The sequence below is a fragment of the Rhizobium aethiopicum genome, from assembly GCF_014197535.1.
GTDB classification, from domain to species: Bacteria; Pseudomonadota; Alphaproteobacteria; order Rhizobiales; family Rhizobiaceae; genus Rhizobium; species Rhizobium aethiopicum_A.
The window spans coordinates 273,152-286,733 of record NZ_JACIFV010000005.1 but is presented as its reverse complement, the minus strand read 5'-3'; the positions used below and the strand labels follow the sequence as shown (position 1 = coordinate 286,733).

Sequence of the window (13,582 nt, the reverse complement as noted above, 5' to 3'; positions counted from 1 at the left end):
CTCAGTAGGCGTGGCTGTTCTTGTCGGTGACGGATTTCTCGTCGACCTTGCCCCACAGAACCTTGTAGACCCAGGCCGTGTAGGCAAAGATAATCGGCAGGAAGATCGCCGACACCACCAGCATGATGAACAGCGTCATATGGCTGGAGGATGCATCCCAGACCGTCAGGCTCGAGCGCGGATCGAGCGAGGAAGGCAGGATGAACGGAAACATCGACAGGCCAACCGTCGAGATGATGCCCAGGATCGCGAGCTTGCTGAAAAGCAGCGTCATCACCTCGCGCCTTGTCCGCATGGCGATGAAGGCCAGTGCCGCGCCGGCAAAGCCGAGGACAGGCGCCACAATCATCCAGGAATGCGCGCTATAATTGGCAAGCCATGCGCCATTCTCGACCACCACCGTCTTCAGCAGCGGATTGGAAGGTCCGATCGGGCTGATATCGCTGGTGATGCGGTAGCCGCCGACGCCGACCCACAGGAAGAGGCCGCCGAGGGCAAAGAGCACGATGGCGGCAAGGGCGGCGATGCTGCCATAACTCCTGGCGCGTTCCGCAACCGGCCCGCTCGCCTTCAACACCAGCCAGGCCGCGCCGTGCATCGTCAGCATGGCGACAGAGAGCAGGCCGCAGAGCAGCGCATAGGGGTTCAGCAGGGCAAAGAACGAGCCTTCGTAGAAGATCCGCATATCGTCGGCAAAGCGGAAGGGCACGCCCTGCAGCACATTGCCGACGGCAACGCCGAAAATCAGCGCCGGCACGAAGCCGCCGATGAAGAGCGCCCAGTCCCAGCCGTTGCGCCAGCGGACACTTTCCCGTTTCGACCGGTATTTGAAACCGACCGGGCGCAGGATGAGCGCGAAGAGGATCGCAAACATTGCGAGATAAAAGCCCGAGAAGGAGACTGCATAAAGCGGCGGCCAGGCGGCGAAGATGGCGCCGCCGCCGAGGATCAGCCAGACCTGGTTGCCTTCCCAGGTGGCGCCGATGGTGTTGATTGCCACGCGCCGTTCCGTATCGGTCCTGGCGACGAAGGGCAGGAGCGTGCCGACGCCGAGGTCGAAGCCGCCGGTCGTCGCAAAGGCGATCAGCAACACGCCGAGCAGCAGCCACCAGATCAGACGCAGGGTTTCATAATCGAGGAGTTCGTGAAGGATCATGACAGGTCACTCCGCGGCCGGGACGAGGGTTTCGGAAATCAGGACGGCCTCCGGCTCGTCGTCCGGTTCCGGTCCCTGGCGGATCGCCTTGATCATCAGACTCATCTCGATGACGATCAGCACCGTGTAGAGCGCGGCAAAACCGATGATCGTCAAAAGTACGGTGACGGCGCCGAGGCTGGAGACGGCTGCCGCCGTCGGCAGCACGCCTTCGATCACCCAGGGCTGGCGGCCGAATTCGGCGACGACCCAGCCGAGCTCGATGGCGACCCACGGAAGCGGGATCGCCAGCACGGCAATCCGCAGCAGCAGCGGATATTTGTCGAGATGGCGCCGCGCCGACAGCCAGAAGAAGATTGATGTCAGCAGGATGAAGAAGATGCCGAGGCCGACCATGATGCGGAAGGACCAGAAGAGCGTGGGCACATGCGGGATCGTATCACGCGCCGCCTGAACGATCTGCGCGTCGGTCGCCTGGCGGGGATCGTCGACATAACGCTTCAGCAGAAGCGCGTAGCCGAGATCATGACCGAGATCCTCGAAGGAGGTGCGCACTTCCTGCGCAACCTGATCCTGCGTCGGCGCTGCACGAATCTGCATCAGCGCGTCGTAAGCTCTGATGCCGTCGCGGATGCGGGTTTCGGCTTGCTGTTCGAGCTTGTCGATGCCGGGGATTTCCGTCGTCAGCGATCGTGTGCCGATCAGGCCCATGATCCAGGGGATATGCACGGCGAAATGTGTTTCGCGCGCTTCCTGATCCGGGAAACCAAACGCGGTGAAAGCCGCCGGAGCCGGCTCCGTCTCCCACATGCCCTCGATCGCGGCAAGCTTCATCTTCTGGTTTTCGGTCGCGAGATAACCGCTCTCGTCACCGAGCACGACGACGGACAGCGCCGAGGCAAGGCCGAAGGAGGCGGCGACCGTCATCGAGCGCTTGGCAAGCTCGATATGCCGGCCCTTCAGCACATACCAGGCCGAAACGCCGAGCACGAAGATTGAGGCACAGACATAACCTGCCGACACCGTATGGACGAATTTCGCCTGGGCGACCGGGTTGAAGACGACGTCGAAGAAACTCGTGATCTCCATGCGCATCGTCTGCGGATTGAGCGCCGATCCCACCGGGTTCTGCATCCAGCCATTGGCGATGAGGATCCAGAGCGCGGAAAAATTCGAGCCGAGCGCCACAGCCCAGGTGGCGACGAGATGGCCGACCTTCGACAGCTTGTCCCAGCCGAAGAAGAACAGCCCGACGAAGGTCGCCTCGAGGAAGAAGGCCATCAAGCCCTCGATCGCCAGCGGCGCGCCGAAGATGTCGCCGACATAATAGCTGTAATAGCTCCAGTTCATGCCGAACTGGAATTCCATGACGATGCCGGTGGCCACGCCGAGCACGAAATTGATGCCGAACAGCGTGCCCCAAAATTTTGTCATCTGCCGCCAGATCTGACGACCGGTCATGACATAGACGGTTTCCATGATCGCGAGCAGCACGGATAGGCCAAGCGTCAGCGGCACGAACAGGAAGTGGTAAAGCGCCGTCAGCGCAAATTGGAAGCGCGAAAGTGCTACGATATCTAGTTCCATTGTCTTTCTCCCACGGTCCCACGGGGTACGGAGCGTTCCTCAGCGCCGGCCGGCGCGTGAGGGCATGCGGGTCTTGCTCAGTCCGATCGAAGCCGGTCGAGCGCCTTTTCGAACGCCGCCTCCCCACGGCGCGAAACTTCTGAAATACGGCCGCCTTCGATGACGGCGATGCGGTCGGCAACCGCAGCCTCGCGGCGGATATGCGTTGCGATCACCAGCGAGCGGCCTGCCGCCATTAACGACAGCCGTGAGAGCACATCGCGGGCGGTGGCGCCGTCGAGGCCTTCGGTCGGCTCGTCGAGCAGCCAGAGCGGCGTGTCGCGCAGGAAGAGCCGGGCAAGCGCCAGCCGGCGCGACTGGCCGCCCGAAAGTCCAAGCCCACCCTCGCCGAGCCTTGTGTCGATCCCCTGTGGCATCGCCTCGATATCGGCAAGCAGGCCGGCGGCGGCGAGCGCTTCGCCAAGGCGGGCCTCGCTCGCATCCGGGTTCGCAAGAAGAAGGTTGCCGCGGAGGCTATCCCCGAAGAGTTCAGTCCGCTGCGTCAGCAAGGTCGCCCTCATCGCGGAGACGCCTCCTTTGCTTGCCGGCAACTCGCGGGAAAGCAGAGCGAGCAGGCTCGACTTGCCGGCGCCGCTGCTGCCGATGACGGCAAGGCGGTCGCCCTGCTTGAGCACCAGGTCGATGTCCACCAGCGCCGGCACGGCGGAATTCTCATGGAAGGCGGACACGCCGGCCAGACAAAAGGCGTATCCCGGCAGCGGCGTCGCTGGCGGTTGGGTCTCATCATCAGCGACGGCAAGCCGCGGTGCGATCCGCTTTGCCGCCAGCAGCGTCCGCCCGAGTTCCAAAGCGCCGCGGCGGAGCGCCGCGAAGGGTTCGACCGCCGCGAAGGCGACGAGCAGGCCGAGGGCTGCGACAGGCGCGCTAATCGCCTTCGTTTCCGCAAGCGCGGCCACCGTGAGCAGCGATGCCGTCAGCAGGAGCGTCGAGACGAGGCCAAAACCGAATGTCAGACCGGTTTCGACACGGTTCAATCGATCATCGGCTTGAGCCGCGTAACTGTCGGCATCCGCGATGGCGCTCGTCTGCGCCTCGAGCCGGCCGGCCATCAGCAGGTCGGTCTGGCCGGCGACGAGATCGATCGTCCGCGACCGCAGCACCTCGATGCCATGGGCGCGCCTGCGGGCGGGTTTGCGGGCAACGCGGCCCGCGATCAATGGCAGCCCAAGGCCGGCGCCGGCTAGAAAGAGGCCGAAACACAGGCCGAACAGGGGATGCATCAGGCCCAGCACCACGCTCGCAGCCAGCGTTGCGCCGATCGCGACAGCAGCCGGCACGAAAATTCGGAGATAGAGGGAATCGAGCGCATCGATATCGGCGGTCAGCCGGAACAGCAACCGCGCGGGGCGGTGCAAGAGAGCGCGGGCAGCACCCGGTTCGGCAAAGCCGCGAAACAGCCTCTCGCGCAGCGCGGCAAGCACGCCGAGTGTCGCATCATGGGTCGCAAGCCTCTCGCCGTAGCGTGCCGCGGTCCTAACGACGGCGAGCAGGCGGATGCCGGCGGCCGGTGCGAAAACGTCGAAGGTCATGGCGGCCGCGGCCGATAGCCCGGCAAGGGCAGTGGCGGTGATGAACCAGCCGGAGAGTCCGAGCAGCGCGATCCCTGCCGTCACCGTTGCCGCCGAAAGCACGGCGCCGACGAACAGCGCGCGTCGACGTTCGGCGAAGAACAGACGAAGGATCGGCTTGATGTCTGCAACAAAGAAGCTCATTCGGCCGCCTGCCTCATGGCGAAATCGGCATCGATGCGGATGGCGCGATGCATTCGGGCGGCGAGCAGCGGATCATGCGTCGCGACGATGAGGGTACGACCCCGCGCTAGCGCGAGCAGGCTCTCGGTCACATCAGCCGCCGTGTCGGCGTCGAGATGGGCGGTCGGCTCGTCGGCCAGGATGATCTTCAGATCCGGATTGCAGGCAGCGCGCGCGATCGCAAGCCGCAACGCCTCGCCGCCGGAAAGCCCGATCCCGCCTTCGCCGAGTGGCTGGCAGCCATAGGCATCGGCCACCTTCCGGAGGCTGGCGGCATCGAGCGCTTCCGCCACGGCGTCGCGTGAGATGCGGGGTCTTCCGAGCGCGATATTACCGGCGATGGTCCCGGCAAAGATATGCGGCTTTTGACCGATCCAAGCCATCGCGCCCCTTAGGCTGGCGGCTGTCTCATTCCCGAGCTCGACGCCGCCGATGACGATGCGACCGCCGACGCAGGGCGCCAGCCCTGCTATCAGCGAAAGCAGCGTTGACTTGCCGGAACCACTGGCACCGAGCAGCGCCAGATGTTCGCCGGCGGCGATATCGAAGTTGAAGCTGTCGAGGATCAGCGGCTCGTCGGCGCCGTAACGAAAGGTGAGATTTTCAAGTCGGATGGCGGGCACCTCGGTGCTGGCGAGAGCCGCCGGTTTGGCCGATCCCCGTATGGGCAGACCTTCGGCGGCAAGCGCGTCCAGGGCTTTCAGCGCCGCTTCTCCCGCCGCCCGGTCGTGCCAGACGGCCGAAAGCTCGCGCAGCGGTTCGAAAAAGGCGGGTGCAAGCAGCAGGATGAACAAGCCTTCGGTCAAGTCGAGCCGGCCCGTCCAAGTGCCGAAACGGATTTCACCGAGCAGGCTGAAGCCGACATAGACGGCAACCATCGCCACGCCGAGCGCTGCGAAAAGCTCGAGCACGGCGGAGGACAGAAAGGCGATTTTCAGCACGGACATGGTGCGCGCGCGCAGCGATTCCGCCTCGCGACGCAGCCGCAGGGCCGTTGTATCGACCGCATCCAGCGCACGGATCGTCGTCAGTCCGCGCAGGCGATCGAGCAGGAAGCTGTTGAGGCCGCCGGTCGCGACAAGCTGTTTTTCGCTGGCCGCCTGGGCGCGCCAACCGATCAGCGCCATGAAGATCGGAATCAGCGGCGCCGCAAACAGCAGGACCAGCGCGGCGATCCAGGAGACGGGGAGGATAAAGACAAGGATGACAAGCGGCACAAGGCTCGCTTTCACACGCGCCGGCTGGAAGCGGGCGAGATAGGGCACGATGAGTTCGGCCTGTTCGCCGATGACGCTCGCGGCCTTGCCGGATGCCGGCCGGCCGCGGTCGACCGGCGACCACAGGGAGAGGGAACCGGCCGCGGCCTGCCGCTTCCGGCTGAGTTCGCTCCGCGCGGCGCGAAAGGCCAGGCGGCCGCCAGCCGCGTCGAGACCGCTTCTTACCAATCCGAGAACGAGAATGCCGACGGCCGGCCAGAGAACGTCATGCAGCTCGCCGCCATCGGCGATCCGGCCGACCGAGGCGGCCAGCAGTGCGGCCTGCGGGATCCAAATGACAGCAGCCAGCGCCTGCAGCATCGCCGCATTGCGCAGCCGGGCTTTGCCCGCATCGGCGTGTTGCGACGCGACCTCTCTAGCCCGCGGCCGTCCATCCGCTTCGTTTGCCGCGTCGAAGAAAGCAGTGCCCATGCCGCTAACTCTTGTTCGCAGGATTCGGCCGGCGGCGGCCGAGCGAGACGACCCGGTCCTTAGCCTCCAGAAGCTTTGTCACTTTCGCGCCCAGCGAGAGTAGCGTCGCGAGCCTTTCCGTTTCAAGTTGTTTTACGTCTTCATACCAATGCGTCAGCTGTTCGATCAGCGTATGCATCTCACCCATCCGCTCCTGCGCATAACGCTCGGTTTCGCTTGCCGGGCGCTGCATCAGGATTTCGCGCAGAACCGACAGCGTCGGGTCGACTTCCCGCTTCTTCCGCTCCTCGGCAAGCGTCCTCAATATCTGCCAGACATCATCGGGGGTGGTGAAGAAATCGCGGCGATCGTCCGGCTTGTGTTTGAGAAGAACGAGGTTCCAAGCCTGCAGCTCGCGCAGGCTCATCGACACATTGGAGCGCGAGATGCTGAGGGAATCGGCGATCTCCTCGGCGCAGAGCGGGGCGGGGGAGACGAATAGCAGGGCGTAGATCTGACCGACCGTGCGATTGATCCCCCAGCGCGATCCCATTTCGCCGAAATGGAGAACAAAGGACTGAACGAGAGGCGGAAGGTTCATGGCAATTTCCGTGACGTCTGTGATTTCAGAAATTTCTGAAATCACTATACAGAGTTTTGCGCCCCGCCGACAATCAGCAAGATACGCCTGCGTCAATTTGGATATTGTCAATTCACGCGTCGGATTGACCGCAGAGGATCACGCGGCGCAAGTGCGCGGTTCGTCGGCACAATAACGCAAAACTATGCCCGGCATTGCGTCGCGCATGCCGGGCGTGATTGTCTGAGCGAGGTGCGTCAGCTGCGTATCGGCTTCTTGCCGAGATGCGGACAGATCAGATCAGACCGGCCAGGATGCCCAGTCCGGAAATGGCGGCAACGCCGCCCGCCGCCCGCGTGACGAAAACGCCCTGGCGTTCGCCGGCGTGGCCGATGACGTAGCCAAGCGCAAGGCCGACGCCGTGCAGCAATCCGGTTGCCATCATGAAGCCGGCAGCATAGGCGGCGCCGGCAGCGTTGTCCGGCATTTCGGCGCCGTGCGCATGGCCATGAAAGATGGCGAAGAGGCCTGCCATGCCGAGCGCCGCGGCCAACGGCGCCCTGACATTGATTGCAACCATGCCGCCCAGAACGACGACGGAAAGCGCTATGCCCGTCTCAACGAAGGGAAGACCAACGCCGGCAACGCCGAGAGCACCGCCAAACGCCATCATCAGGACGAAGGTCAACGGCAAGAGCCAGATGGCGCGGCTCCCGAGCTGGAAAGCAACCACACCAACCATCACCATGGCGAGGACATGATCGAGGCCGGACATCGGATGAGCAAAGCCATGGCTGAAGCCGGCAGCGTCACCAACGGCAGGATGGGCGGAAGCGACAGCCGGAAGCGCTGCGGCAGCCAAGGCAAGCAGGCCGCTTTTAAGTACTGACTTCATGGTTCGTTTCCTTTGCAATGCTTCGACTTCCTGCCGCGGCGGGGCGCGCAGGTTGAATGCCTCAAGCTAATTCAGGCAGGTCGAACCGTCAACATGAATAGCGAGAGAATTCAATTGCTTATCTGATAGGCAAATGCCGCTTTCAATTGCGTCGGCCGCCCATGATCAACACCGATCAAAGGTACGCTCTCCAATTTCTCGTCCGCCAACTGGAAACGGCCGCGGCCGGAGGTTATCAATTCTCCAGCCGAGGAAACGCAGCCGCCTGCGACGGAGGAGATGCCGATGACAAATACCGAACGGCCGCTGGCGATCAGCGCGCCCGAGCCGCGCACGCTCGATCTGATCTTCAGCGACAAGGCACGTGCCGAACTGTATGCGAAATACGAGATCGTCGAAGCCGATCCGGAGAACATCGCCGGGTTGGGCGGCGAGATTCTCGGCAGAGCGCGCTATGTCATCGGTCAGCCGCCGCTCTCGGCGGAAACGCTCGCCAGAATGCCGGCTCTACGCTCGATCCTCAACGTCGAGAGCAACCTTCTCAACAACATGCCCTATGACGTGCTGTTCGAGCGCGGCATCCATGTCGTGACGACGGGCCAGGTTTTCGCCGAGCCGGTGGCCGAAATCGGTCTCGGCTTCGCGTTGGCCCTGGCGCGCGGCATCGTCGATGCGGATGTTGCCTTCCGCGAAGGCAGCGAACTTTGGGGAGGGGAGGGCAATGCGAGCGCGCGGCTGATCGCCGGTTCCGAGATCGGCATCGTCGGCTTCGGCGATCTCGGCAAGGCGCTGCGCCGCGTGCTGTCCGGTTTCAGGGCGCGCATCCGGGTCTTCGATCCCTGGCTGCCCCGCTCGATCCTCGAAGAAAACGGCGTCGAGCCCGCGAGCCTGGAAAATGTGCTGACGAAGAGCGATTTCGTCTTTGTCGTCGCAGCCGTCACCAGCGAAAACAAAGGTTTTCTCGGTGCTGAGGCCTTTGCCAGCATGCGCAGGGGAGCGGCCTTCATCCTGCTCAGTCGCGCCGACGTTGTCGATTTCGACGCATTGATGGCGGCCGTTTCGTCGGGCCATATCGTCGCGGCAAGCGACGTCTACCCTGAGGAACCGCTGCCGCCTGATCATCCGGTACGCAGCCTGAAGGGCTTCATCCGCTCGGCGCACCGGGCCGGAGCGCTCGACAGCGCCTTCAAGAAGATGGGCGACATGGTATTGGAAGACATGGACCTGATGGATCGCGGCCTGCCACCGATGCGCTGCAAACGGGCGGAGCGCGAGACGGTCTCCCGCATGCGCTCCAAGCCGGTGGCGGTGAATTAGAATGCCGCCCAAGCCTGATCGACAGCTTGGGCGGCATCTGTAGAGGCTGGCTTCCTTAGGCGGCGCGCTGTCCGGTGCCCTGGATCGCAGCGAGCTTCCAGTCCGTGCCCGGCTTGCGCACGAAGGTCCAGATCTCGGTGCTTTCGCTCGGACGGCGGTCGTCGCCAGAAACGACACGACCGCTGTCGCGTTCGACCATGGCATCGATCGAGGAATAACGCATGGCGAGCGTCGCATAGTCCTGGCCGTTCTCGCGCCAAGTCTCGGCAATATCGCCCTGCAGCAGTTTGACGTCGGAGACACGGTTGCGCACGCCGTTGGTGGCGTTTTCTCCCAGTTCCTCGGCAAGATAGGACATTGCCTCAGGCGTCGTCAGCCGGCGCAACGCGCCGTAGTCTTCGGCGCCGTAAGCGGTCTGCACGCTCGTCAGCAACTCTTCGAACTGGTCGAGATCAGCCTGGGCCAGCCCGACCTCGTCGCTCGGGCGATTACCGCGCGACGGACCGCCGGCGCTAGAGCCGATCGCCGGGATCTGGAACGACGAAGAGTTCGTGGGCGACATGTTGAACGACTGGCCGTAGGATCGGCTCTGACCGCCGGCGCCGTAAGAAGGCTGGCGGCGGTTGGCGAAATAACGCATGGCGAGCATGACGGCGCCGCCAATCAAAGCGATCTGCAGCAGCATGCCGAGGAAACCGAAGCCGCCGCCGAAACCGTGGCCGAGCAGCATGCCGAGAAGACCGCCGGCGATCAGGCCGCCGATCATCGAACGGCCGAAGCCGTTGAAGAAACCTGGGCGCTGCTGGGCGTAGCCGGGCTGCTGCGTGCTATAGGGCGCGGTCGTTTGCGGGCGCGGCGTCATCGACCGTTCAATGGGGGCAGCCGGGGCAGGCGCAGTACGGGTAACCGGAGGCGCGCTGAACGTACGGGTGCCACGGCTTCCGAACCCGCCGAACCCGCCGGCGCGGCGCGCATCGGCATCGCTGATCGTGGCAAAAACGGTAGCGCTCGTCAGTACGGCAATGGCCGCCATCTTGGCAAAACGCGAAACGGCACTCGGCATTCCTGGTCTCCTGTCATGCACAATCACGGCATGTCGGGATAGAATATAGGTGGTCTTTCTTCTGTTTGAAGTTTTTCGGCCACTTTACTGACAAACATCGACCCAGCTGGCGCCGGTCAACTCGGCAAGCCGTCCTGTGGCGATGCGGACGGCCGAATTGGTCGAGCCGGCCGCCGGCACCACTTCGTCGAAGCGTTTCAGCGAAATATCGCAATAGATCGGCAGCGGCGAGGGCAGGCCGAACGGGCAGACACCGCCGACAGGATGGCTGGTGACCGCCACGACCTCTTCGGCATCGAGCATGCGCCCCTTGGCCCCGAAAGTATCCTTGAATTTGCGATTGTCGAGCCGCGCCGTACCGCCGGCAACGACCAGCATCATCTGCTCGCCGACGCGCAGGCAGATCGTCTTGGCGATCTGGGCGGGCTCGACGCCATGGGCTTCGGCGGCAAGCGCCACCGTCGAGGAGCTCTCGGCGGTTTCGATGATTTCGATGTCGCGTGCGTGGGTGCCGAAGAAGGCGCGGACGGATTCAAGGCTCATGGGTGCGATGCTAGACCAGGAAAGGCGCAATTTGAAGCGTAAAAGATGCCCGCCGAACACCGCCGCTTGCAAGTGCCGCGGACATCGTCATAATAATTTTGCACACGTGCTCAATTTTGTCATTCGGCCGTTACGTTCAGCCCATAGAGCGGGACTTGTCACGTTTTTGCGGGCTTTCGAAGCGGTCGTCAACACCAGTGATGACCCGTCAAAGAGGCCTCACACTGCTCTTCTGGGGAGATGAAGAAGATGACCATTTTGCCGACATTGAAATCCCTTACGATCGCGGCTGCCATCCTGGCCTCGACCTCCGTATTCGCACTCGCCAAGGACGTCACCATCAGCGTCTGGGCCGGCGGCACCGGCCCGAACGACGTCTATCGTCTCGACGCCATCGAGATCGCGGCGCAGCAGCTGCAGCGCGAAGCCGCCCTCAAGGGCGAAGACCTGAAAATCACCGTCGAAAAGAAGCCCTATAGCGCTTGGGAAGACTTCAAACAGGCCTTGACCCTTGCCGCAGAAGCCAAAACCGCCCCGAACATTGTCGTCAGCGGCCACGAGGACATCGCACCCTGGTCGCAATCCGGCCTGATCGTTCCGATCGAAGATTATGTCGACCTCGATTCCTGGCCGCTCAACGGCATCTATGAAAATCTTCTGAAGATCGCCTCCTACAACGGCACCGTCTATGGCATCCCGCAGGATGCCGAATCCCGGCCGATGTTCTTTTGGAAGCCGTATATGAAGGCGATCGGCTACAGCGACGCCGATCTCGACGCCCTGCCGCAGAACGTGCAGGACGGCAAGTACACGATGAAGAACCTGCTCGAAGACGCCAAGAAGATGCAGGACAAGGGCCTCGTCCAGCCCGGCTACGGCTTTTATCCGCGCACCAGCAACGGGCCGGATTACTGGCAGTTCTACACCAGCTTCGGCGGCACGATGGAAGAAGGCGGCAAGCTTGTCTTCGACAAGGCCGCGATGGCCCGCACCTACCAGTTCTTCGCCGATGCCGTTAAATCAGGCGTCACCAAGAAGAACCACATCGGCATGCCAGGCGATCAGTGGTGGAAGGAAGTCGCCACCGGCAAGGCCGGCATCTGGGACGGCGGCACCTGGCACTATGCCCGCCTCGTCAATCAGGAAGGCCTCAAGGATTTCTTCGGCAACGTTATCTTCACGCTGATCCCGGCCGGCGAAGGCGGCAAGGCCAACACGCTGACGCATCCGCTCGTCTATCTCCTGACCGCAGGTCACGACAAGGAGGACACCGATATCGCCGCCAAGCTGATCACGATCGCCTCGGAGCCGCGCACCAATGCGTTGCATGCGGTCAAGTCAGCCCATCTCGGCATCTCGGAAGCGGAGTCCGAAGTGGATTTCTACTCGGCTGACCGCTGGACCCGCGAAGCCACCGAACGCCTGCTGCCGCATGCCAATGCGATGCCGAACAATTCCGATTTCGGCACCTATTGGAACATCATGTGGAAGAACCTCGAAGCTTCCTGGACCGGCGCCAAGACTGTCGACGCCGCCATCGGCGATGCCGAAAGCGAGCTGAAAAGCACGCTCGGCGACAAGATCGTCATCCGCTAAGATCGAAGCATCCCTCCGGGCGGCGGCAACTCCGCCGCCCGATCGATCCCTTCGAGGAGGCTTCCATGAAATCATCCACAACGCTCGGACTGGTAATGATCGCGCCTGCAGCGGTCATGATCGTGCTCTTCTTCCTGATGCCGGTCGTTCTGACAGCGGTCTTCTCAATGACCAACATGACCACGGCGACCGGCATTTCAGGGGGCGTCTATCAGATCGCACCCAATTCGCTGATCACGCTGAAATCGGCGATGCCGGAGATCGCCGCCGAGATGGCCGAGCCGCGTTACACGATCGACGAAGCCGGCCTCAAGGCCGTGGAGGGCCTCGGCCTTGCGCCTGCGATCGCGGGGGAGTTGCGCGCCAAGCACGCCGGCGAGGTCTTTGCGACGCGGCGCGACGTCGAGCGCATGATCAAGGATCTTGCCGAACGGCCTTCGACGCGCGAGGTCAAGCAGATCTCCGAACAGTTCAACCGCTCCGTCCTCAACACGCGCTTCGACAGCAAGGAACAGCTGTTTTCGTCGCTGGACGGTCTGGGTTTCAAGCTGACGCCGGAGCAGAAGGAAACCGTCGCCAAGACCACCTATACCGGCTGGACCTGGACGACCGACAATTTCTCACGCATGGCGAGCTCGCCCGACATGGCGCGTGTGCTTTTCAATACCGTGCTCTACGTCGCGCTGGTATTGATGCTCTTCAACGTCGGTTATGCGCTGCTGCTTGCCATCTGGACGCATTACATGCCTCCGACGCCGGCCTCGATCTTTCGCGGCATCTGGCTCCTGCCGCGCATCACGCCCGTCGTCATCTACGTCATGCTGTGGAAGTGGCTCGCCTGGGACAGCGGCTTCATTTCGATCCTGATGGGCAAGTTCGGCTACCCCCCGAAGAACTACCTGCTCGATACCGCCTATAATGCCTGGTTCTTCGTCGTGCTGATCAACGGCTTCATCGGCGCCTCGATGGGCATGCTGGTGTTCTCATCGGCGATGAAGGCCATCCCGAAGAGCCAGTTCTATGCGAGCGAGGTCGACGGCGCTTCACGCTGGCAGCAGATCCGCTACATCATCCTGCCCCAGATGCGCTGGCCGATCCTCTTCGTCACCTGCTATCAGACGCTGTCGCTGCTTGCCTCCTTCAATGAAATCCTGCTCGCCACCAATGGCGGGCCGGGCAACGCGACCGAGGTCTGGGCGCTCTCCGCCTATCACACCGCACTCAGAAACTATGCCGGCAATCTCGAATACGGGCTGGGTGCCGCCATGGCGCTGGTGCTCGTCGTCATCGGCGTGGTGCTGTCGCTGCTTTATCTGCGTGTCTTCAACTATGGCACGCTTGTCGCCAAGCCCTTGATCGAGGATTGA

At 62.9% G+C, this 13,582-nt stretch carries 11 protein-coding genes; 3 read left to right on the top strand and 8 right to left on the bottom strand.

The annotated features are described in order from the left end of the window. Position 1: 1 nt before the first annotated feature. The 6 genes from cydB to GGD53_RS10500 form a co-directional block, all read right to left on the bottom strand. Positions 2-1,156, bottom strand: coding sequence for a cytochrome d ubiquinol oxidase subunit II (gene cydB / locus GGD53_RS10525; protein ID WP_184455609.1), 1,155 nt, complete (start codon positions 1,154-1,156; stop codon positions 2-4). A 6-nt stretch (positions 1,157-1,162) separates the two neighbouring features. Further along, positions 1,163-2,743: a cytochrome ubiquinol oxidase subunit I gene (locus tag GGD53_RS10520; RefSeq protein ID WP_184455606.1), complete on the bottom strand. Its 1,581-nt coding sequence runs from the start codon at positions 2,741-2,743 to the stop codon at positions 1,163-1,165. A gap of 77 nt (positions 2,744-2,820) precedes the next feature. Continuing rightward, a complete protein-coding gene (locus GGD53_RS10515; protein ID WP_184455604.1) occupies positions 2,821-4,515 on the bottom strand; it encodes an amino acid ABC transporter ATP-binding/permease protein in 1,695 nt (564 codons plus the stop codon). After that, a complete protein-coding gene (gene cydD / locus GGD53_RS10510; protein WP_184455601.1) occupies positions 4,512-6,242 on the bottom strand; it encodes a thiol reductant ABC exporter subunit CydD in 1,731 nt (576 codons plus the stop codon). Before cydD ends, GGD53_RS10515 begins: the two co-directional genes overlap by 4 nt. A gap of 4 nt (positions 6,243-6,246) precedes the next feature. Continuing rightward, a complete protein-coding gene (locus GGD53_RS10505; protein WP_184455599.1) occupies positions 6,247-6,822 on the bottom strand; it encodes a GbsR/MarR family transcriptional regulator in 576 nt (191 codons plus the stop codon). A gap of 274 nt (positions 6,823-7,096) precedes the next feature. After that, positions 7,097-7,696 (bottom strand): HupE/UreJ family protein, encoded by a 600-nt coding sequence (locus GGD53_RS10500; RefSeq protein WP_184455596.1) that lies wholly within the window; start codon positions 7,694-7,696, stop codon positions 7,097-7,099. A gap of 285 nt (positions 7,697-7,981) precedes the next feature. On the opposite strand from GGD53_RS10500, the gene GGD53_RS10495 reads away from it, so the two are divergent. Next, positions 7,982-9,013 (top strand): hydroxyacid dehydrogenase, encoded by a 1,032-nt coding sequence (locus tag GGD53_RS10495; protein ID WP_184455594.1) that lies wholly within the window; start codon positions 7,982-7,984, stop codon positions 9,011-9,013. 55 nt (positions 9,014-9,068) lie between these two features. Here GGD53_RS10495 and GGD53_RS10490 read toward each other — a convergent pair whose 3' ends face one another. Continuing rightward, positions 9,069-10,076 (bottom strand): Tim44 domain-containing protein, encoded by a 1,008-nt coding sequence (locus GGD53_RS10490; protein ID WP_184455592.1) that lies wholly within the window; start codon positions 10,074-10,076, stop codon positions 9,069-9,071. A gap of 84 nt (positions 10,077-10,160) precedes the next feature. Further along, complete coding sequence (locus tag GGD53_RS10485) at positions 10,161-10,619, bottom strand: YbaK/EbsC family protein (protein WP_184455590.1); 459 nt, start codon at positions 10,617-10,619, stop codon at positions 10,161-10,163. A gap of 249 nt (positions 10,620-10,868) precedes the next feature. Here GGD53_RS10485 and GGD53_RS10480 point away from each other — a divergent pair, with 249 nt between their 5' ends. Both GGD53_RS10480 and GGD53_RS10475 read left to right on the top strand, forming a co-directional pair. Further along, on the top strand, positions 10,869-12,215 hold the full coding sequence (locus tag GGD53_RS10480; RefSeq protein WP_184455588.1) for an extracellular solute-binding protein: 1,347 nt from the start codon (positions 10,869-10,871) through the stop codon (positions 12,213-12,215). Positions 12,216-12,280: 65 nt separating this feature from the next. Further along, positions 12,281-13,582 (top strand): carbohydrate ABC transporter permease, encoded by a 1,302-nt coding sequence (locus GGD53_RS10475; RefSeq protein ID WP_184455586.1) that lies wholly within the window; start codon positions 12,281-12,283, stop codon positions 13,580-13,582.

Coding starts and splice junctions, on each gene's coding strand:
- cydB (WP_184455609.1), bottom strand. CDS start 1,156: ATGATCCTTCACGAACTCCTCGATTATGAAACCCTGCGTCTGATCTGG.
- GGD53_RS10520 (WP_184455606.1), bottom strand. CDS start 2,743: ATGGAACTAGATATCGTAGCACTTTCGCGCTTCCAATTTGCGCTGACG.
- GGD53_RS10515 (WP_184455604.1), bottom strand. CDS start 4,515: ATGAGCTTCTTTGTTGCAGACATCAAGCCGATCCTTCGTCTGTTCTTC.
- cydD (WP_184455601.1), bottom strand. CDS start 6,242: ATGGGCACTGCTTTCTTCGACGCGGCAAACGAAGCGGATGGACGGCCG.
- GGD53_RS10505 (WP_184455599.1), bottom strand. CDS start 6,822: ATGAACCTTCCGCCTCTCGTTCAGTCCTTTGTTCTCCATTTCGGCGAA.
- GGD53_RS10500 (WP_184455596.1), bottom strand. CDS start 7,696: ATGAAGTCAGTACTTAAAAGCGGCCTGCTTGCCTTGGCTGCCGCAGCG.
- GGD53_RS10495 (WP_184455594.1), top strand. CDS start 7,982: ATGACAAATACCGAACGGCCGCTGGCGATCAGCGCGCCCGAGCCGCGC.
- GGD53_RS10490 (WP_184455592.1), bottom strand. CDS start 10,076: ATGCCGAGTGCCGTTTCGCGTTTTGCCAAGATGGCGGCCATTGCCGTA.
- GGD53_RS10485 (WP_184455590.1), bottom strand. CDS start 10,619: ATGAGCCTTGAATCCGTCCGCGCCTTCTTCGGCACCCACGCACGCGAC.
- GGD53_RS10480 (WP_184455588.1), top strand. CDS start 10,869: ATGACCATTTTGCCGACATTGAAATCCCTTACGATCGCGGCTGCCATC.
- GGD53_RS10475 (WP_184455586.1), top strand. CDS start 12,281: ATGAAATCATCCACAACGCTCGGACTGGTAATGATCGCGCCTGCAGCG.